The sequence below is a fragment of the Xenorhabdus bovienii SS-2004 genome, from assembly GCF_000027225.1.
Lineage (GTDB): Bacteria > Pseudomonadota > Gammaproteobacteria > Enterobacterales > Enterobacteriaceae > Xenorhabdus > Xenorhabdus bovienii_C.
Genome location: NC_013892.1, coordinates 2,380,467 through 2,401,466 on the forward strand (window position 1 = coordinate 2,380,467; position 21,000 = coordinate 2,401,466).

Annotated in this window: 13 protein-coding genes; 4 read left to right on the plus strand and 9 right to left on the minus strand. The window is 45.1% G+C overall.

Translation table 11 applies throughout. The features are described from left to right. Positions 1 to 125 precede the first annotated feature (125 nt). The gene (locus tag XBJ1_RS10180) at positions 126 to 7,718 is read right to left on the minus strand and encodes a TcdA/TcdB pore-forming domain-containing protein (protein ID WP_232503277.1); all 7,593 of its coding nucleotides are present in this window, start codon (positions 7,716 to 7,718) and stop codon (positions 126 to 128) included. Positions 7,719 to 8,753: 1,035 nt separating this feature from the next. Next, on the minus strand, positions 8,754 to 10,466 hold the full coding sequence (locus tag XBJ1_RS10185; RefSeq protein ID WP_012988844.1) for a SulP family inorganic anion transporter: 1,713 nt from the start codon (positions 10,464 to 10,466) through the stop codon (positions 8,754 to 8,756). A 225-nt stretch (positions 10,467 to 10,691) separates the two neighbouring features. Here XBJ1_RS10185 and XBJ1_RS10190 point away from each other — a divergent pair, with 225 nt between their 5' ends. After that, entirely contained in the window at positions 10,692 to 11,228 is a 537-nt protein-coding gene (locus XBJ1_RS10190; RefSeq protein WP_012988845.1) for a septation protein A, read from the plus strand. Between the two features lie 72 nt (positions 11,229 to 11,300). Then, positions 11,301 to 11,735 carry an acyl-CoA thioester hydrolase YciA gene (yciA, locus tag XBJ1_RS10195; RefSeq protein ID WP_012988846.1) on the plus strand — a complete coding sequence of 145 codons (435 nt, stop codon included), beginning with the start codon at positions 11,301 to 11,303 and terminating at the stop codon, positions 11,733 to 11,735. Positions 11,736 to 11,957: 222 nt separating this feature from the next. On the opposite strand, the gene tonB is transcribed toward yciA, so the two are convergent. Further along, a complete protein-coding gene (tonB, locus tag XBJ1_RS10200; protein ID WP_012988847.1) occupies positions 11,958 to 12,644 on the minus strand; it encodes a TonB system transport protein TonB in 687 nt (228 codons plus the stop codon). 118 nt (positions 12,645 to 12,762) lie between these two features. Beyond that, positions 12,763 to 12,942, minus strand: coding sequence for a YciY family protein (locus XBJ1_RS19875; RefSeq protein WP_071822479.1), 180 nt, complete (start codon positions 12,940 to 12,942; stop codon positions 12,763 to 12,765). A 318-nt stretch (positions 12,943 to 13,260) separates the two neighbouring features. Here XBJ1_RS19875 and cls point away from each other — a divergent pair, with 318 nt between their 5' ends. Both cls and XBJ1_RS10210 read left to right on the plus strand, forming a co-directional pair. Further along, positions 13,261 to 14,721, plus strand: a complete 1,461-nt coding sequence (gene cls / locus XBJ1_RS10205; protein ID WP_012988850.1) for a cardiolipin synthase — start codon at positions 13,261 to 13,263, stop codon at positions 14,719 to 14,721. A gap of 152 nt (positions 14,722 to 14,873) precedes the next feature. Continuing rightward, positions 14,874 to 15,227 (plus strand): HI1450 family dsDNA-mimic protein, encoded by a 354-nt coding sequence (locus XBJ1_RS10210; RefSeq protein ID WP_012988851.1) that lies wholly within the window; start codon positions 14,874 to 14,876, stop codon positions 15,225 to 15,227. 95 nt (positions 15,228 to 15,322) lie between these two features. Here XBJ1_RS10210 and oppF read toward each other — a convergent pair whose 3' ends face one another. The 5 genes from oppF to oppA form a co-directional block, all read right to left on the minus strand. Continuing rightward, entirely contained in the window at positions 15,323 to 16,324 is a 1,002-nt protein-coding gene (gene oppF / locus XBJ1_RS10215; protein ID WP_012988852.1) for a murein tripeptide/oligopeptide ABC transporter ATP binding protein OppF, read from the minus strand. After that, positions 16,321 to 17,328 (minus strand): ABC transporter ATP-binding protein, encoded by a 1,008-nt coding sequence (locus tag XBJ1_RS10220; RefSeq protein WP_012988853.1) that lies wholly within the window; start codon positions 17,326 to 17,328, stop codon positions 16,321 to 16,323. Before XBJ1_RS10220 ends, oppF begins: the two co-directional genes overlap by 4 nt. Before the next feature lie 9 nt (positions 17,329 to 17,337). Then, the gene (oppC, locus tag XBJ1_RS10225) at positions 17,338 to 18,246 is read right to left on the minus strand and encodes an oligopeptide ABC transporter permease OppC (protein WP_012988854.1); all 909 of its coding nucleotides are present in this window, start codon (positions 18,244 to 18,246) and stop codon (positions 17,338 to 17,340) included. Between the two features lie 14 nt (positions 18,247 to 18,260). Then, on the minus strand, positions 18,261 to 19,181 hold the full coding sequence (oppB, locus tag XBJ1_RS10230) for an oligopeptide ABC transporter permease OppB (RefSeq protein WP_012988855.1): 921 nt from the start codon (positions 19,179 to 19,181) through the stop codon (positions 18,261 to 18,263). An 82-nt stretch (positions 19,182 to 19,263) separates the two neighbouring features. Then, a complete protein-coding gene (oppA, locus tag XBJ1_RS10235) occupies positions 19,264 to 20,901 on the minus strand; it encodes an oligopeptide ABC transporter substrate-binding protein OppA (protein WP_012988856.1) in 1,638 nt (545 codons plus the stop codon). Positions 20,902 to 21,000: the final 99 nt, after the last annotated feature.

The following is a 21,000-nucleotide window of genomic DNA, read 5'->3' on the forward strand; positions in this document are numbered from 1 at the left end:
CATATCAGGGCACCACGTAATACAGAAAATTTGTGCAACTAGCCAATTAGATCGACCAGTTGCTTAACACCACGCCATAGAGCCTTTTTCACCAACTCCAGTTTTATCGCAACTGAAGTAGAGTGCTACAGGGGTATAAGTACTGAATACTCCGGAATAGATGAAAACGACTCTAACTTCTCTGTACACTCAGCCGGTTTTACCCTGAGTTCACCTTCTTCTGATACCAGCTCGAAACAGCTGACATCGGGGTTTAATACCGTCAGTTTGTCCATTTTTCTCAGTAAGTGAATTATCTTCATCTTCTTCAGTGGCGAAGTTCCGGTGCTTTCAAACCTCATATAGCGCTGTGCTGCCTGTTCAATATTGACAAGGAATAAACTGGTGTCTTCTGATGCCTGATGAAGCAGCACTAAATTTTGGTCACTGCGCCAGAGTGACAGGTTGGCTATGCAGGTATCAGAAAACCGGATCGCTGAACCCTGACCCCGATCATCTATCGTGATATGCCGGTAGTGGGTCAGCGCCTCGGGGGAGGAAAGCCAGTAATACAATTCTTTTGAACGCCCGGTGATGGCCAGCCGATCAGTGCCCGCCAGTTGCGGAAGACGGATTTTTTCCCCCAGAGGAACCTGCCCCACCTGCAACACCAGACTCTCCGGTGTTCGGTTAACAAAACAGTAATTTCCCTCTAGTGTGGACTGTTCTTCGCTGACTTGCCACAATTCTCCGGTAGTCCGGTCATGGACATAACTGGCCTCCTGCCCGGCGACCTGACCCAAGTAATGCAGAACATGATCCGAATTAACTATGCCGGAACGAAGCATTTTCCCTTCCTCTGGCAGGTACCAAGCAGGATAACTACGCTCAGAAAACAGTCTAACTGCTTGCGGTAATTCAGCCTCATTCCTGAGCGCAGCAATGGCTGAGGCAATTTGACTGTCAGCACGATCCTGCACATGCCAGGCAATCAGCACCGGGCGGTCTGTCATCTTGGCATCAACTGACAGCAGTAAGACCGCGCCGTCCGGGGTTTCCAGCCGGAGTGTATTGCCCTGACGAACCGCACTGCGGTATTGATGGCTGGCCCGAAGCCAAGGCTCCGCTGCAACAGGTTTCTCAGAGAGCACCTGCTTTTCACCCAACTTAAGGTCAGCCTCCACCGACAGTGGCTGACGGTATAACTGATGGTTATCAGTGTCAAAAATCCATGCCTGACTGCCATCTTCCGCTAAACCAAGATAGGTCAGAGTGTGTTCTGTAATGAGACCAACTCCGCCCTGCACCACCCGACCTGCTGTACTGTCATACCAAGCACTGATTGGTTTTCCGTTGCTATCCTGCAATCCCAGCAACAGCAGGGTGCTGAACCGATCTGGATTATCCTGCGCCAACTGATTCAGGGCAGCTGTCAGACCCTTCTGGTGAGGTTGTTGCAACCAATCTGCCGTCACCCCGATCAGACGGATACTGCCCTGATCATCTGCCAGCCACAGCATCCCCCTGCTGGAAAGTGCAACCAACTGCTTGTTCGCTATGGATACGGATCTGATATCATCAACAGCCACTTTGCTGGCCGGAGTGCCGGACAGGCCATTATCCTGCTGAAAATAAAGACTATGTCGCTGATGGCTGTAAAAATAATAACCCGGTTTATCACCGGTCGTGGTGAAAACGCGGGTGAAATCAGCCGTCAGGGTCAGCAAATCCGAATTTTTCTTTTTCAGCTCAGTCAGGATGCCTGCATCCTCCTGATCCGGATTTATCCGGTTCATTCTGACCACATTCTGCAGCTGTTTTCCATCCGTCTGTAACCAGTAATGTCTATCTACACCCGCTACTCGCCCAGAAAGGCTGATCACCTCCGCCGGGCTGCCTTTAACCTGATGTTCCGGCGCACAGAGATCGCCGGTGAACCACTGATTCGCCGCCAGTGGTGCCAGAAGGCCATTAAACTCACCGTCACTGGAATCAAGTGGGACAGGCAGCGCGACAAAGTTTTTTTCACTGATTTTATCCAGGCCCGCCAGCATGACCGTATTCCCGTCAACTGCCACCAGTTTCAGTGCTTCCTCTGCCACCTGATAAGTATATGAGATACAGCCCTCATCCAGCTGCTGTTCCACCACAAACCAGAGCTGGTCATTGCTCTGCATCACATGGCTGCTGATTTTCCCCTGATCACTCCCCGGAAATTTTATCGGCAGATACTGCCGCAGAACCTCGCCACTGACAATATCCACTTGCCAGAGCGTGGTATCCCGGTAACACCACGCCTTATTACCTTCAACTTTCGCCAGCTCTGCATAGCTGAGAAAATCTGCTGCGTCAGGGACGTTGGTGTAAATCATACGATCACGACCGGTCTCATAGAATGCACGGCCGACAGGACGGCTTTGCGGTGAGTACTGGTAGTGTTCCACCACCAAATATGGCCTGTTGTGATGTTCAGAATTGCTTAACTGCCTGAGATGATCATGCAACGCCTGCAGGCTGTTAAACTGCATAGCATTCGTTACGCTCTCTGTTATCTGCCACTGATTCTCTTTGTTCTGCTTGACAGAAAATATCCCTGCATTATTTATCAGAGAAATATTATCCGTCTTTTCAGGCAGGGTTATCTTTATACTGCCGATATGCAGTAGTTGTCTGTTATCTTTTTTGCTGAGACTGGTGTTAACATTAGAGCCGATATGACGGGCATCCAGTATCCAGTGGGTACCGGTGTCTCCCTGTAAGGACAGAGAAACCCCCTCCTGCAAGCTGATACGGTATTTGCCCTTCCCGCCGGTCAATTGATAGGACAGGATCCCGTGATCCTTCTCCGGCAACTGCTGAATGACAATATCCCGGTCTTCATCGTCCAGAATGATATCAATCGGCGTCGCAACAAATTCCGGCTTTATGCGGCGTACCACGCGCTCTCCGGGAAAAGCATAAAAATCAAAGTCGAATCGTCCATCTTCTTCCAGTCGGCGCAGAACGTCAAATCCCCGATCGTTGCGGGCAGTGACGAAGGGCAGGATCATATATTCATAATTAATATAGGACTTCATGGTAACTGGCAGGATCAATATGTCGCTGCTTCTAGGACGGAAATGGAAGTTGATCTGCGCCTGTTTGTGACCGATGCCTTCGCGGATATTAATTGCATGCTTTTTATCCGTATCAGCCGCCCTACCGGGCCACCAGAAAAAGTAATTACTCTTACCCGAACCCCATGAATAAGTCGGGTCGTTGCGATAAAGATACTGGCTGTCAAAAGTCAGATGACCGTGGCGCAAATCGAGCTGACGGGTCACGGCACCGGGAATCGGTTCCATCACCGTATAACGGCTGCCATCTGCTGCCACTTTTTCCGTCTGCCGATATCCACCCTGCTGATAAGCTGCTTCCAGATCGGCAAAATAATTGCCTACCGCCTGTGCATCACTGGCTACCCTGCCGAACGCCTCGGCCAGAGCCGTAAAACCAATACCCAAACCAGCCAGTGGTACCGCCAGCGAGGAGGCAAAACCAGCAACAATAGGAGCACCGAAGATCCCGGCACCGATGCCCACGCCAGTTGTAACCAGACCAGCACTGTCAAACGCCAGCTGGGTACCATAAACAGCCTTCTGGGATTCATTCTGTGCATGCGCCAGTTCTATGCCGTCCAGTGCCACACTGAAGATATTTAACCCCGCCCCGACACCAGTGCTGACATGGGACAGCGATGAAAACAGGCTGCTGGTCACTCCCCGGCCTTCACTAGCCACCACCCTGTACAAACTGGCGAGTTTAGCGCCGTCCTCCAGCATACCGTGAGCCATCTGTGCCAGATTAACATAAGTGTGCACCCGCAGTGCGGTCTCTAACGTATTGGGCACCTTTTCACTGGCTACGGTGGTGCGTTTTCTATCGGCAAACCAAGGGATCAGAGTCTTAACCATAAAGGCGGAATTTAGTCCGTGAACAGCTTCTGCTTCGGGGATGCCTGTGCGCAGGGTTAATTTCCCTTTGGTATATTCGTGAGTTTTGCTGACAGTTTCGAGATCTTTATCATAAGAATGAATAAAATCAATAATACGTCGGTCATCCGTCGTAAATGTCTGGGGAGGAAGCTCAGACCGTGCCATATTAATAAACTGTAAAGAATACCGGGATTCACCCTCCCTGAGGCTGCCCAGTACTGGTAGCCATTCTTCTGCGGGCAGTGCGTTTTTGCTGTACAGCTGTTCCGTGGCCTGCTGAAAATCTTCTGCACGGTTAAGCATCTCCAGCAGCCGGATGTCAATCTGCACATTGTCTGGAACCGGAGCCGTTTTGTTTCCCAGTGGCGGGTTAACCATACCCTCTGCAGGAACTGATTTACCTGGCGTTACGGTTATCGCCCATAGACTATCCTCCGGATTAAAAACAAGAGTGGCTTTATTACCGTTTTCCATGAGTTGTTTCCGGCCTTCAGGGCTGACCGTAATTTGGGTGGTATAAGCCTTAACAGAAAGTGGACGAATACGCTGGTCAAGCGCCCGAGCAAACTTTAGCGCATAGCTTTCCTGCTGGTTTTCACCAGCCAGTGAACAACTTACCATACTGATATGTTCAGGGGACGTTTGAACGCCGGAGTCTGTATAGAACTGGCGGAGTTGTGACGCCAGAGCTTCCGGAGTGCGTTTGGCCAGCGTCTGGTGATTAGGTTTATCCCCACTATCGCGGCTATGACCAACCAGTTGCCAGCGGATTTTTTCTTTATCTTTCAGGATAGTCAGATCACCATGAACCACCTGATATTGACCCCGGGCATCCAGCTGCACCAGCACCGAATTAAGGTGTTTTCCCACTAATTTTGCTGCCGCTTCCCTGACTACAGGGTCGTTTTCAAGCTGAATAATCAGCTGACCATCAAAGCGGGATACTTCACCCTCATGGTGAGCCTCAACTACAGGCTTTTCCCAGTTACTGACAGGTTTTTCATCGAACGGAGCAATACCCTCTGGCTCATGACGATAGCGACCTTCCTCCTGATCCAGCAATGTCGGCATAAAACGCGGTGAATAGAACTTCTTAGCCTCTGGCAAGCCCTGATTGATGATCGGCAAGATTCGTGCCATCACTCCGTCATACAGTTCACCCTTCAATGCCTTCTCTCTGCCCTCAGCGCGGTATTCGTCGAACATCTGTAACATATCTTTGCCGATACTGTCCGCCCCCTCCGGTTCGTAACGTGCAGCGACGTAGAAGGTTTCAAAGAACGAGTGATATCCGTTACGGATCATGAAAGCCGCATTGACCATCTGGAAGTTCCAGTACTCCTTGACGCTCAATGTGTCACCGAACAATTCCGGTAAGACATTGCTGACAGTCTGGGTGGTCCCTGAAATCCCGCCTACGAACGGGGTATCCAGATCATTCATGTAGAGTGTAGCCTTATTCTTGGGATCCGGACGGAATTGGTTGTAGCTGCGGTATTTGTCGTCCTTAATCAGGTACGAACCATCGTGATATACCTGCTCCTCAGGGCGGGTATTGAGGATCAGATACGGGTCTGGCTGATTCAGTCGATTATTGATTATGACCTTGTTATCCCCTCTTTCCGACATCAGTTCAGCATGAGGATTTACCGGGACTGCTGGCTTGGAAAAGCTATCGGCTATCGGTCGCAAGACATGGAACAAGACCTGTTTGCACAGACTCCTGCCCTCATTGCTCAATAAAGCTGCCTTAACGGCCGGATACAGTTGCTCATCGGCTCTTCCAAAGTTCTCGGAACCGACCAACAACAAAGCGAGTAGCTTTCTGTCCAGCGAGCTTTCAACTTCGGTCTGATTGAAAACCTGTACTTTCGGGTTGTTTGGATGCTGTTCTGCATTAGCCCGGTTGATCCGCTGGGTTTCTTCTTCGGTGGCCCGAATGCGCCATTGTTCGTACTGCTGTGCCAGCAATCCCTTGACTTGGGCGATGTCACTTTGCACATAGCTATTTTTTAGGATCTTGTCCACTGCTGTGGAGGAGAACACTAAATTATTCAGTCTATTCGCCAGCTTGAACAATAGCGGGTCATTATTGGTGTTTTCCCAGACCGACGTGGCAAACGCCTGTTCCCACAACACCTTGTTCAGGTTATTGCCCTTGATATCGCGCACTCTGTCATTGGTGTATTCCGACTCCAACACCCCTGCGGGGGTGATGTGGTTGCGTTCGAGCAAACGCACCAGTTGCTGCTCGAACACTTTGCGTTCGCTGCTGCCTTCAAACAAACGACTGGCCTTCGCACCATCGTCTCGCAATCGATCCAGCTTCTCGAAAAATGCGGCGTTGTATTGATACAATTCAGCGGTCTGTGCCTTACTCAAGTGACTACTGCTGACTTTGTCGCCGTCAACGTTCATTACCCCAAAGGGTGTTGCGGACAGGTAGTTTTTGCTCGGGGTTTTGCCCTGTGGCATTTCCAGCAAGTACTGGCGATTGCCAAAACCGACCGTGCGTTCCAGCTCATGGATATTGATGAAAAGCCCATCACGATCCGGGTCATAACTGTTCTGGCGAAAATCCTCCAAGCCGATAGTCTGGAAGCTGGTGATATCAGCATTCTGGTTGATCAGGTCACTCAAGGTGCCAGCCAATGGAACCTCATGGGTGTGGCCGGACACCTTAATCCCAATTTGGTTCGGTACCTTGCGGTCAACGCTGATCAACAGTATCTTGCGATCGTTATCCAGAAAATGCTCCTTGAAGCCTTCGCGCTCAGTGCTTTCCGAAACCAGGTAATTAGCGAAGTACTTCTCGACGAATTCGATTTTGACCAGTACCGAGCGAATTGGTGTATAGGTCGGAGAGCGAAAGGATGGCGGCTCACTTTTGAGCCGGTATTGTTGTTGCCAGGCCAGAGAGCGGGCTGGAGTACCAAAGGAAAAGTTAAATACCCCGTCCTTAGGCACGACCAGCCTGCCATCCTTCAGGAAGAAGTCCTTGAAGCGGCCATCGGGGCTGGCATTAACCAAAGCAACGTTCATGCGGATGTAGCCAGGACGTTCCTCCATCATTAACAGTGAAATATTTACCGGCAAATCATCAGAGGCCAGAGGCATTTCGATCAGCTTGCTGAAAGCCTTAGCTTCTTTTGTTTCATCCTTAGAGGGTGTCTCGAGCAAGGCAGTGTAGCGGGTTTTGACATCCTTGTAGGCCTGTAGCCTGGAAAACAGCCTCACGTATTTTGGGCTGAACGTGGAGTCAGTCACCTGTATAGTCAGTTGCTGTTCCAGATGCTTGATCTCGGTATCCAGATTAGCCTGCTTGACCGCCGCATCCTCCCTCAGAGTCATCGCATTCAAGGTCTTGGAACCGCTGGGATTGAGCATATCCAAGGCCTTTTTCCTAGAGCTGTTAAAGTGCGTTATGGCCGCCTGCTGGCGGCTGTATAACCGGATGTCGCGATCCAGTTGCTGCTTGTAGGCCTTGATCGCCGGCGTGTCAGATTTACCGTCCATCTGCTGCCGTTTTTGCTGTAGCGTCTGCAACTGGTCACCGACAGAAACAGGGTTGTCCTGCATCTGAAAATGCTGAGCAGCCAGCACACTCAGGGTACTCTGCTGCATTTCTTGCAGCCGTTCGTTTACCTGCCTGATATAGTCGGCACGCGCGTCGGCACTCATGTTGAACCATTCGGTCTGACGACCCGCCACCTCTATCTGTCGATCGATCAGAGTATTGAGCAATTTTTTGAAGTCTTTGGACATATAAACCATTACAGTAATCCTTTGCCTGTTTTTGAGCGAAGCTCTTTGCATCGCGAAAATTAGTCAGAATATCTAAAGATATATAACTATGTTGATAATTATTATCAAAATGATAACCAATATCAATTGCGATTTAAGCAAATAATTACAGCTATAAATCAATTAGTTGATTTATAACGATGATGTTTGTTATCTATTTGTTTTCATTTATTTTATTATCTGGATATGACGTCAAAGGCTTTATAACGACCTTTGCAGTTCCGATATAACGGTATGTTATTCGGAACATTTTGTATCTTCGTCATTTTCGGATAGCGGCATTGCGAATGAAGGGTTCTGATCCGGTATTACAGGCTTTAGTCATCAGCATGGAACATATACTGATATTCAGGTCAGAAACCCGGGAGCTCTGACATTACTTATATCAATAGCAATATTTTCGGTATTTTTCGATGGATTTTAAAACGAAAAATAAGCTAATTTATTAGTAAATCTATATACCTAATCTTGAGTGTAAAAACTTTATATTTTGATACACCTAGTTAAAGGGTAATTGCAATAAATTGAATTATATGAAAAAATTATCATTTGGCTAATGAATTAAATAACCCTTCATTCATACCAACTATTAATATAAATCACAATATAATGCAAAATAAATATAAATAAATAGAAAGGATAAACATGCAATGAAATATCAGGAAAAATTCCACTTTATAATATTATTATTTCATAATTCATTACATAATATAAATTACATATAGCCAAATAAACAAATGAAAAATTACTATATTAATTCTAAAAAATATAAAAATTACTTAAAATATTATTTTCAGTGTTTATTTTAATTGATTTATGAAAGAGAACCACTCAGTACAGGTAGGTGTTGAGCCGTAACAAACTGACATCCTGTGTGAACGGAAGGTGTCAGTTTTCGTGTGAATAGCGCCATAAAAGCTCTGTGTTTAAAACAGGAACACAGAGCTTAGCTGATAATGGTGACCTTTTGCGACAACCTCTAAAGGGCGAGGTATTCTAAGCATATTCTTCTTTTTTTTCTTCTACTTGCTGCTTACTTTGAATCAAACGAATGGCAAAATAGAGATCAGGTACGACAATCAAATCTTCATCACTACGACTAAGCCTGTTCTGCTTGATCCAGTAATTTAATTCTGTTCTGCGTCCCGCCAGTACTAAAGTCACATTTTTTTCTTTCAATTCCGTAATCAGCTCATCCAACACAGCAAAAACGCTTACGTCATCATGAGTAAAACTAACCGCTGCATCTACCACCAGCCATGTAGGATGTCTCGATGCTCTCTCTACATGCTGTAATACCCGTTTTTTGAAATACCCAACATTGAAGTAAGTTAAAGGCGAATTAAAGCGGTACATCATGATGCCATCCACCGATGCTATATCATTACCTTGATTGATGGAGTGGATCATCCCCTGCTCATTGACACCCAATAGTTGATCGGAGGGACGGAAAATGATGCGCAGAAATTGTAATAGACCAAGTAATACCGCAAAGCCAATACCATCAATCACACCAACCAGCAAAACGGCTACCAATGTGAAAATAGATAGCGTAAAAGCCCGGCGGTTACGTTTTCGATATGACCAGATATTTTTTAACCCCAACAAGGACCATGTAGAAAAGATCAGAACAATACCCAGTGATGATAAAGGGATATACCCCAGAAATTCGGTCATAAACAGCAGTACCAATAATATGGTAGTAGCAGCAATGACCGACACCATTTGTGTTTTACCACCAATGGTATCATTAACCGCAGTACGGCTACTGGCAGCACTGACAGCAAACCCCAGTGATAATGATGAGGCAATATTAGCAATGCCCAATGCCCGCAGTTCCAAATCCGCATCAACCTGATAACCATTTTTACTGGCAAAGCTACGAGCCGTCATCATAAAGCTGACAAAGCTGATAACCGCAAGGTTAATGGAGGGAACAACCAAATCACGCATAACACCAAGTTGAAATTCAGGCATTGGGACGATGGGCAGACCGCTCTCCATATTGCCAACGATCTGGATACCATATTGATTCAGTTCAAATTGCCAGCTCACATAGGTTGAAACGATCATCGCTATCAGTGGAGCTGGCCAACCTGAATGCAGAAAACGCACACTTAACAATACCAGTAAAGTCATCACTGAAATACCTACTGTTGGCCAGTGAGATTCTAATAATTTATGCGGAAGCGCAATTAACCGCTCAATTAATTCCGGAGGTAAACCCGAAAGTCCGAAGACTTTAGCAAGCTGATCAGCCATGATGGTAATCGCCACTCCATTGATAAAACCTTTTAAAATAGGACGTGACAGAAAATCGGCAAATGCACCCAATCGAAAATGGCTCGCTAAAATACACCAGAATCCGGTCATCAGTGTCATGATAATAGCAAGCTGCCAGCGAACATGTTCATTACCCAAGGCCAATGGTGCAACAGCGGCGGCAATCACAGCGCATGTTGCGGCATCAGGCCCGACAATCAACTGACGGGAAGTGCCAAATAAAGAATAAGCAAACATCGGTAAGATACAGGCATATAGACCAATGATGGCGCTTATTCCCATTAACTCCGCATAAGCAATTGCCACGGGTAACGCAACCGCAGCAACCGAAAGACCTGACCGTATATCATGACTAAAATACTCTTTACGGTAATAACAAAAATTCTCCAACCCCGGCATCCAGCGATATAATCTTTTCCACAACATGGTATTTAGTCCTTTCGTGAATGGAGCGCATTATAATGCGATGTTCAATAAAAACTCACAATCCTATCCGTGACCTCTCAGCTTCTTTGTTCGTTATGGTAGAATTAGCTAAATAGGGTTAAACATGTTTTTTCACCTGATAAATAAACCATTTCATTGAGATCTGATACACTCTGGCACAAATTCAAGAACATGCCACCATCGGCACTACAGTGGATTCAATTTATGAAACAACTTTTAGATTTTTTGCCATTAGTCGTTTTTTTCATCGCCTACAAAATGTATGACATTTTTTATGCGTCAGGGGCATTGATCGCAGCAACGGGATTGGCTGTTGTCATCACCTATCTGATTTACCGCAAAGTTGAGAAATCATCTTTGATCACCTTTATTGTGGTTGCTATTTTCGGCACACTGACACTAGCTTTTCACAGTGATTTATTCATTAAATGGAAAGTGACGGTAATTTATACTATTTTTGCCTTAGCACTGCTTATCAGCCAATGGTTCATGAAAAAAACATTGATTCAGAGGATGCTGGGTAAGGAACTGGAATTGCCGGGCTTTATCTGGAAAAAATTGAACATAGCTTGGGCTATTTTCTTTATTGCCTGTGCACTGGCAAATATTTATGTCGCTTTCTGGCTACCTCAAGATGTTTGGGTAAACTTTAAAGTGTTCGGTTTAACCGCATTGACGCTGGTTTTTACTGTGTTGAGTGTGGTATATATCTACCGTCATCTGCCTCGCGAACAAAAATAATGACCTTCATATGGATACCTGCCGAAACATCGGCAGGTATTGTTGTATTCACCAAATAAAGCAAGTTTTCTAATGACACAACAACAATGCTTACCAAACGGAGAATTGGTCCTCCGTACACTGGCCATGCCCGCTGATACCAATGCCAATGGGGATATTTTCGGTGGCTGGCTGATGTCTCAAATGGATATTGGCGGCGCAATTCTGGCAAAAGAGATTGCAGAGGGGCGCGTAGTAACTGTTAGCGTAGATGGTATCAGTTTTCTAAAACCAGTTGCGGTAGGTGACGTCGTCTGCTGTTATGCCCGTTGTCTAAAAACGGGAAACTCATCTATCACAATTCATATTGAAGTTTGGGTGAAAAAAGTAGCATCCGATCCGGTTGGGCAGCGTTATCGTGCAACAGATGCGGTTTTCACGTATGTCGCTGTTAATGAAGATAATACTTCCCGCCGTTTACCCGAAGGAAAAACTCAGTTCAAACTGGAAAGCAGTGATTCGAAGTAATGATGCATTAGGAACGTGATCCCATAAATTAAAGGGGCGTATTCATTACGCTCCTTTTTATTTATAAAATAAATAATTCAGATAATAATACATTCTTACTTATTTCAACTCCCCTCAGATAAGTATTAAGAAATAATTAAAATCTACTTGCTATAAAATATGATTTCTATATGAGCAGTCAGGGGACGCTTTGCGTCCCCCTGTTTTTGATGAAGATATTGATTAAGACTGTGAAATACCAGTAAGCTTAAATTCAATGGTTGTCACATACCCCGTTGCAGGCGCTTTTTCATAACGCCATTTTCTCATCGCCTGCTTCACTTCCCGCTCAAAGACGTTTTTAGGATCGGCAGCAATAATTTCAATATTTTTAACCCTACCATCTTCGTCAATATCATATTTTACCTTAACCATTCCCTCTGTACCCAATTGCCACGCTCGGGATGGATAAACAGGCACTGATCTGCTTAATGCTTTTGGCCCATTCTGCACTTTAGGTTTGTCATTAAGAGCTGGATGGGTTGGTTTTAACTGATTATTCCGGTTATTCGCCATTTGAGAGTCATCAGAAACTGGTTTGACAGGTTGTTCCGATGTTTTCTCCATTTTTCTCTCCATCGGCTTAGGCTCCTTTTTAACAACCTTTTTCTCTTCCGGTTTTTTCTCAGGTTTAGGCAGAGCAATCTTCGCAATAGGTTCGGGTTCAGGCTCTGGTTCGGGTGGTTCAGGAATTGATTCAGGCATGGCAGGCTCCGAGACAGGGGCTTCTTCCGCTGCCAGTTGGATCATAGCAACAGATATGGGAGTCGCTTCTAGCTGTTTTTCGGGTTCAATAGCATGAAAGAGCGCCGCAGCAATAGAAACATGTAAACAAACAGAAAGTAATACCGGCCAGTGTATCCAACGCATAAGAGAATTCTTGATTAGCAGCATGATAGTCAGTTTTCGGATAGTACTAGTTTAAATGCAAATGACTATCATATTCAATCATGATTCAAAAACATCTGTATCATGCCACACATTATAGTTAGAGAAATTCCCTGCTCTGCACGAACAGAATCGACCTGCGACGCCTGTCACCATCAGTCTTACGCAACGAATAGATGTGTAAATTACGACGTGATTGCCCCTCTAACCAGCGACGACGACGGCGGATGTTTTGGCGAAGCATTCGCCATCGACCGACTTCATTTCTGCTATGTTTCATAAAATGTCCCGATTTAATCCTCTCATTCAGCTAAGTGCCGTATTCTTAATCCCCACTGCTAGTAATGTCAACCAATGTAAGGTTTAACACAATGCGGTATTGAATCTAAGTCATTAGTTAATAGATATATAATTGATTCATGATTTAACTGAATCAAATTACATAATACCTGTGAGACGACATCAGGTATGATATTGGTAATGTTTTGATTATTCTCTGCTAAGTTGACTACATTTAGCTGATGGTTTGTTAGGATTTCCATAAAATGGCGACAAAAACAGTATGAAATACTTAAATAAACAGGATTGATTGCCACGTATGACAACCTTTTATTCAGTACTGAACTGGCTGGCTATTTTCTTATACTGGTTGATTATTGCCGGTATCACAATTCGTGTTTTAATGAAACGTCGGCCTGTAACATCAGCAATGACTTGGGTACTTATCATTTATATCCTTCCTTTGGTTGGAATTGTCGCTTATCTGTCATTTGGCGAATTGTATCTAGGCAAACGCAGAGTCGAACAAGCCAAACAAATGCGTTCATCTGTCACTAAATGGCTCTCTGAGTTAAAAAAATCCCCCCATATTTTTGCCCATGAAAATAGTGAAGTAGCTGAACCGCTATTCCAATTATGCGAACGGCGCCAGAGGATCAAAGGGGTCAGGGGCAATAAAATGCAACTGATGACTTCTTATGATAATTCTCTGAAATCCATCGTTAATGATATTGAAAAAGCCAACCATAATATCGAAATGGTATTCTATATATGGCAGGCAGGCGGGTTAGTTGATCAAGTTACTGATGCCTTGATGTGTGCTGCTAAACGCGGTGTCAAATGTCGTATCATGGTGGATTCCGCAGGAAGCTGGCAATTTTTCCGTAGTCCATATCCTGACATCATGCGCAAAGCAGGTATTGAATTTGTCGAATCACTAAAGGTTAATATTTTCCGTCTGTTCTTGCGTCGCATGGATTTACGTCAACATAGAAAAATTATTCTTATCGATAATCATATTTCATATACTGGCAGCATGAATATGGTTGACCCGCGCTTTTTCAAACAAGATGCAGGATTCGGCCAATGGGTCGATATCATGGTAAGAATGGAAGGCCCGGTCACAACGACTCTGGGGATTATCTATGCTTTCGACTGGGAAATGGAAACAGGTCAGCGCCACCTTCCGTCACCGCCTGACAGCCCTATTATGCCTTTCGAGCAAGCCAGTGGACATACAGCTCAGGTTATCGCTTCTGGGCCAGGGTTTCCTGATGAGTTGATCCAGCAGTCCTTAATGACAGCTATTTTTTCAGCCAGAGAGCAGCTTATTCTTACCACACCTTACTTTGTACCCAGTGATGATTTAATGCACGCAATTTGTACCGCTGCCATGCGCGGCGTTGATGTCAGTATTATTCTTCCAAGCCAGAACAATTCATTTCTCGTTCGCTGGGCAAGCCGGGCATTTTTTACGGAATTGCTAGAAGCTGGCGTAAAAATTTATCAGTTTGAAGATGGTCTGTTACATACTAAAAGTGTTTTAGTGGATGGACAACTCAGCATGGTAGGCTCTGTTAATCTGGATATGCGTAGCCTGTGGCTAAATTTTGAAATCACGGTTGTGATTGATGATAAGCACTTCGGCAATGATTTAACATTCGTCCAGCAGGGCTATATTGCACGCTCGACTTTGCTTGATAATGAGGAATGGGCGAAACGCCCACTCTGGCACCGTATTCTTGAACGTATCTGTTATTTTTTCAGCCCACTTTTGTAACATTTTGCCTAAAAGATTATTTCCATTATCATCAGTCAATATTTTCCACAGCCCCATTAGTATCATTGGGGCTGTGATTAGCAGTAAGGGTATTCAATCACTACAGATCATGTTTTAATTTCTCTCTGTTATTAATTTCGGACAATACCATCATGGAAAATAAACCAACACATTCTCTCCAATTAGATTTCAATAATCGGATGACTGAGGATGAAACGCTTGAAAAAGCCTACGATATCTTTCTGGAACAAGCGATCGCCAATCTCGATCCGGCAGATAGTCTATTGTTTAATTTACAGTTTGAAGAACGAGGTGGCGCTGAATTATTAGCTCCCTCAGCGATATGGCTTGAACATGTTGATTTTGATTTACATCCTGATTTTTTTGCAGAAGTTATTATTGGCTTAGCAGCATCTGACGATGCTGAAATTGATGATATCTTTGCACGAGTGTTAATCTGTCGGGAAAAATCTCACCCAATCAGCCAGATCTTATGGAAGAAATAATTCACCTCAACTGTCCTTGCCTATAAATAAGCCCTCCACAACGAGGGCTTAGAATATAGATTAGTGACAGTGTCACACTAAACAGACACTTAAAACTATAGCGGATCAACCTTAAGACAAGACACGGCATGTTTGAAGCTGCCTTCAAGCAATGGACGTGTTTTGGCACATTCTGCATCAGCCATTGGGCAACGGGTTCGAAATACACAACCGGATGGTGGATCAATCGGCGAAGGCAGCTCTCCCTCCAGCAATTCGATGCGTTTGTTTCGCTCTTTGTCTGGATCAGGAATGGGAACAGCTGACATTAAGGCGCGGGTATAAGGATGTAACGGATTATGATAAACCTCATCATAAGTACCCAACTCCACTGCATTCCCCAAATACATCACTAATACGCGGTCTGAAATATGTTTCACTATTGACAGATCGTGAGCAATAAATATCAGGGAAAGCCCCATTTCCCGCTGTAATTCCTGCAATAGATTGATAACCTGTGCCTGAATGGAAACATCCAGCGCAGAAACCGGCTCATCACAGATAACCAGTTTAGGCTCTAGAATCAGCGCACGGGCAATCCCAATACGCTGGCATTGCCCCCCTGAGAACTCATGGGGATAGCGGTTAATCAGGTTAGGCAACAACCCTACCCGCATCATCATATTTTTGACTTTTTCTTTTATTTCCCCAGATTTCATTTTGGGGTGATAGGTTCTGAGCGGTTCGGCAATAATGTCACCAATCGTCATACGCGGATTAAGGGAAGCCAGAGGGTCTTGAAAAATCATCTGAATATCGTTACGAATATTCCGCCACTGATTGTCACTCATATCCAGCAGGTTTTGTCCAAGCCACGTTACCGTACCGCCAGAGGCTTTAACCAGCCCGATAACCGCTCTGGCAAACGTCGATTTACCGCAGCCTGATTCACCCACTACGCCCAGCGTTTCTCCTTCGTACAATCTCAGTGTAACGCCATCGACTGCCTTCAGAGTTTTTGCTGGTTGCCAGAACCATTGTTTTCCGTCTTTAATGTCAAAATAAACTTTTAGGTCATCGACTTCCAACAGGACTCGTTTTTCAGCTGCTGCGTTCATACCAATTCCCCCTGAGGTTTAAAGCAGGCACGCAAGCGCCCAAGATCAAAATGTTCCAACTGTGGCTCTTCGTTGGCACAACGCTCAGTGGCAAATTGACAACGCGGCTGGAATGGGCACCCTTTTGGCAGTCTCAGTAAGTTAGGTGGGTTGCCCTGAATAGTCGTCAATGATTCCTCATCGTCATCCAGTCGAGGAACCGCATCAAGTAACCCAATCGAGTATGGATGGGTCGGGTGATAAAATATATCACGCGCAGAACCATATTCCATGGTTCTGCCCGCATACATAACCAGTACTTTGTCACAGATACCTGCAACGACACCCAGGTCATGGGTAATCAGGATAATGGCCGTATTAAATTCATTTTTCAGCTCGTTGAGCAGTGTCATGATCTGAGCCTGAACAGTGACATCCAGTGCTGTTGTCGGTTCATCCGCAATCAACAGCTTGGGCTGGCATAATAATGCCATTGCAATCATGACACGTTGACGCATACCACCGGAGAATTCATGCGGGTACATTTTCATCCGCTTACGCGCTTCTGGCATTTTGACAGCATCCAGCATACGAATGGATTCTTCGACAGCTTCACTTTTACTGATACGCTTATGCAACATCAAGACTTCAGTTAGCTGTTCACCCACTCGCATATAAGGATTAAGGGAAGTCATTGGATCTTGAAATATCATTGAGATCTCTTCCGCCCGCATTCGGTTCAGATCTTTTTCTTTCAGGTTGAGTATTTCTCTTCCATTAAAAGCAGCAGAACCACTCACAACACCATTACTGGCTAATAATCCCATCAGGGCAAAAGCAGTCTGTGATTTACCGGAGCCGGATTCTCCCACTATGCCCAGCGTTTCTCCCGCGTTTAAATCAAAGTTCAGTTTATTTACGGCTATCACACTGCCATCGGGTGTGCTGAACGCGACATTCAGATCTTTCACCGTTAATAGTGGCACAGCACTTTTAGCATTTTTTGCAGCTTCTACGCTATTCATAGGCTCTCCTTAACGGTCTTTCGGGTCGAGGGCATCTCGCAGGCCGTCACCAATAAAGTTGAAACAAAACAGGGTCAGTACCAGAAAACCAGCCGGAAACAACAACAACCACGGGGCGACTTCCATTGAATTGGCACCATCACTTAATAAGGCCCCCCAGCTACTGAGCGGCTCCTGCGTTCCCAACCCAAGGAAGCTCAGGAAGGATTCAAACAGGATCATACTTGGCACCAGCAATGAGGCATAAACCACCACAACTCCCAATACATTCGGTACGATATGGCGCAAAACGATATGACGGGTAGATACACCGCCAACTAGTGCGGCTTCAATAAATTCCTTACGCTTGAGGCTTAATGTTTGACCACGGACGATACGCGCCATGTCTAACCATGACACCATGCCTATTGCCACGAAAATCAACAGGATGTTTTGCCCGAAGAAAGTCACCAGCAGGATCACAAAGAACATGAATGGGAAGGAGTTTAATATTTCCAGCAAGCGCATCATGATCATATCGGCTTTACCGCCAAGATAACCTGACATCGCTCCATACAGTGTGCCGAATATCACAGCAATAAAAGCAGCGGCAATACCGACCATCAATGAAATACGCCCGCCGATAGCGACACGAACCAGCAAATCACGCCCTGATGAGTCGGTGCCAAAATAGTGGCTAGATTCGGAATCAGGTGGCATCGTCATCATATTCCAATCCGTATCGTCGTAGGTAAATTGAGACAACACTGGCGCAAAAATCACAAATAGTGTGATAAGAAGCAGCACACACAAACTCGTAATCGCTGCTTTGTTGTGAATGAAACGGCGTCGTGCATCCTGCCACAAACTGCGGCCTTCAACTTCCAGTTGCTCAGAAAAATTTTCCAGAGCTTCGCTATTTCGTTTATTTAGTAACATTGCGTGCTCCAGTCTCAGTAACGAATTTTCGGATCAATGACGGCATACAGCACGTCAACAATGGCATTGAACAGAATCGTCAATCCCCCTACCAGAATCGTCAGGCTCAATACCAGTGAGTAATCACGGTTTAAGGCGCCATTCACGAACAACTGACCCAGTCCCGGTAAGCCAAAGATAGTTTCGATGACCATTGAACCCGTAATGATGCCCACAAATGCAGGCCCCATATAAGAAATGACCGGCAATAAGGCGGGTTTCAGTGCATGGCGGAAGATAATCGCTCGCAATGGCAGCCCCTTGGCTCGTGCCGTACGAATAAAATTTGAATGCAGTATTTCTATCATGGAACCACGGGTGATACGGGAAATGCTGGCAATATAGGCAAGAGACAAAGCCACCATCGGCAGGATCATGTACTTCGGTGCACCACCATTCCAGCCTCCCCCCGGCAGCCATTTCAATATAATGGCAAAAATCAGCACCAATAAGGGAGCGACCACGAAGCTGGGGATCACCACTCCGGTCATGGCAAAACCCATCACCGTGTAATCCCATTTAGTATTCTGATTCAGTGCTGCGATAGTGCCTGCACTGACGCCCAATACAACAGCCATAATAAAAGCAGCAAATCCCAGTTTGGCAGAAACCGGCAATGCTTCGGCCACCAAATCGTTAACACTGTAATCTTTATATTTGAATGATGGGCCAAAATCCCCTTTTGAAAGCTGGACTAAGTAATTGAAGTATTGTTTATAGATAGGATCATTCAGATGATATTTCGCTTCGATATTTGCCATCACTTCTGGCGGTAATTTTCGTTCACCCGTAAATGGACTGCCTGGTGCCAACCGCATCATGAAAAATGAAATAGTAATTAGAATTAAAAGTGTCGGGATCGCCTCTAAACAGCGGCGTAAAATAAATTTAAACATTGCCCGTTCCTATTGTTTGACCAAACCATGGCCTTTAATAATTTTACAGCCGGGTGACCTGATTCAGGCCACCCGACTGTTCCTAGTGTTTTATAATGTAAAAATCCTTGGTATGGATGTTATCCAATGGGTCTTTACCGGTATAACCCCCCACATAAGGTTTCACTAAACGGGTACTTACATAATAATAAAGCGGAACAACGGCGGAATCTTTATCTATCAGAGCATTCGCTTGTTTGTAGATTTCTGCTCGTTCTGCATCGCTCTTCACTTTTAGTGCTTCTTTCATCAAAGCATCAAATGCTTCACTCTTGTAATGAGCTGTATTGTTGCTGCTATAAGATAATTTAACATTCAGGAAAGTAGTGGGTTCGTTATAATCAGCACACCAGCCTGCACGAGCGATGTCATAATTGCCTTGATGGCGGGTATCAAGGAAAGTTTTCCATTCCTGATTCTCTAAAGAAACCTCAGCACCGATATTTTTCTTCCAGATGGCAGCGGCCGCAATCGCCATTTTTTTATGCAGATCAGAAGTGTTATACAACAAACTGATTTTCAGCGGGTTTTCTTTGCTAAATCCCGCCTCTGCCAAGAGTTTTTTGGCTTCTTCATTACGTTGCTGCTGGTTTAATTTAGTGTACCAATCTGGTTTTTCATCTTTAAAATTGGCAATGTAAGGCGGCACCCAACCGTAAGCCGGCGTGTCACCTTGATTCTTAACCTTATTAGTAATCAAATCGCGATCCATACCCAATTTTAATGCGGTACGGACGCGAGGATCATTGAAGGGTGGCTTCTGGTTGTTAATTTCATAAAAGTAAGTACACAAATAAGGATTAACACGTAGTTGATCGGGAATTTCTTTTTTTAGTTTTTGGAATAGCTCGATCGGTAGATTGCTATAAGTTATGTCAATTTCACCGCTGCGATAACGGTTGACATCAGTCACTTCAGACGAAATAGGCAGGAAGGTAACTTGGTCAATGATAGTATTTTTGTTATCCCAATATGTCGGGCTACGCTCGAAAACAAGGCGTTCATTGATGTTCCAGCTTTTCAGTTTATAAGCACCATTACCTACGAAATTTTTCGGCTGAGTCCATCTGTCTCCATATTTTTCAACTGTTGCACGGTGCACTGGTGACATTGTCGAATGAATCAATAGTCTGACCAGATAGGGAACGGGTTCGCTGAGTGTTACCTGAAAGGTATGGTCATCCAACGCCTTAACACCCAGTGACTCCGGCTTTTGTTTTCCCTTGATGACATCATCAACATTAAGAATATGAGCATATTGGAGATAACTTGCGTAAGGCGATGCTGTATTTGGATCAGCCAGTCGGCGCCAACTGTAAACAAAATCCTGCGCAGTAACCGGGTCACCATTCGACCACTTCGCATCTTTACGCAGATGAAATGTCCAAACCTTGAAATCCTGATTTTCCCAATGAGTCGCTACGCCGGGTAAAATTTCGCCATTCGGGCCATTAATCACAATTCCTTCAAATAAATCACGAGCAATATTGGATTCTGGTACCCCTTCAATTTTATGAGGATCTAAAGATTGCGGCTCAGAGCCATTATTACGCACCAAGACTTGTTTTTCAGCCAACTGCACCCCCGCAGGAACTTGTGCGGCAAATGCCTGCCAACCCGTCATCATACCTAACGCTACCGTAATGCCAGCAGCTAACCTTTTCTTTGTTGTGTTCATCATCTTATTATTACTCCAATTGATATCATCCGACTTTTAAAAGCCATATTCATTTTTTGGAATGGTTGTTTTCCGTATCCAAAAGAAACGATTTTGTTTGCA

Coding starts and splice junctions, on each gene's coding strand:
- XBJ1_RS10190 (WP_012988845.1), top strand. CDS start 10,692: ATGAAACAACTTTTAGATTTTTTGCCATTAGTCGTTTTTTTCATCGCC.
- XBJ1_RS10185 (WP_012988844.1), bottom strand. CDS start 10,466: ATGTTGTGGAAAAGATTATATCGCTGGATGCCGGGGTTGGAGAATTTT.
- XBJ1_RS10220 (WP_012988853.1), bottom strand. CDS start 17,328: ATGAATAGCGTAGAAGCTGCAAAAAATGCTAAAAGTGCTGTGCCACTA.
- XBJ1_RS19875 (WP_071822479.1), bottom strand. CDS start 12,942: ATGAAACATAGCAGAAATGAAGTCGGTCGATGGCGAATGCTTCGCCAA.
- yciA (WP_012988846.1), top strand. CDS start 11,301: ATGACACAACAACAATGCTTACCAAACGGAGAATTGGTCCTCCGTACA.
- cls (WP_012988850.1), top strand. CDS start 13,261: ATGACAACCTTTTATTCAGTACTGAACTGGCTGGCTATTTTCTTATAC.
- XBJ1_RS10180 (WP_232503277.1), bottom strand. CDS start 7,718: ATGTCCAAAGACTTCAAAAAATTGCTCAATACTCTGATCGATCGACAG.
- oppB (WP_012988855.1), bottom strand. CDS start 19,181: ATGTTTAAATTTATTTTACGCCGCTGTTTAGAGGCGATCCCGACACTT.
- oppC (WP_012988854.1), bottom strand. CDS start 18,246: ATGTTACTAAATAAACGAAATAGCGAAGCTCTGGAAAATTTTTCTGAG.
- oppA (WP_012988856.1), bottom strand. CDS start 20,901: ATGATGAACACAACAAAGAAAAGGTTAGCTGCTGGCATTACGGTAGCG.
- XBJ1_RS10210 (WP_012988851.1), top strand. CDS start 14,874: ATGGAAAATAAACCAACACATTCTCTCCAATTAGATTTCAATAATCGG.
- tonB (WP_012988847.1), bottom strand. CDS start 12,644: ATGCGTTGGATACACTGGCCGGTATTACTTTCTGTTTGTTTACATGTT.
- oppF (WP_012988852.1), bottom strand. CDS start 16,324: ATGAACGCAGCAGCTGAAAAACGAGTCCTGTTGGAAGTCGATGACCTA.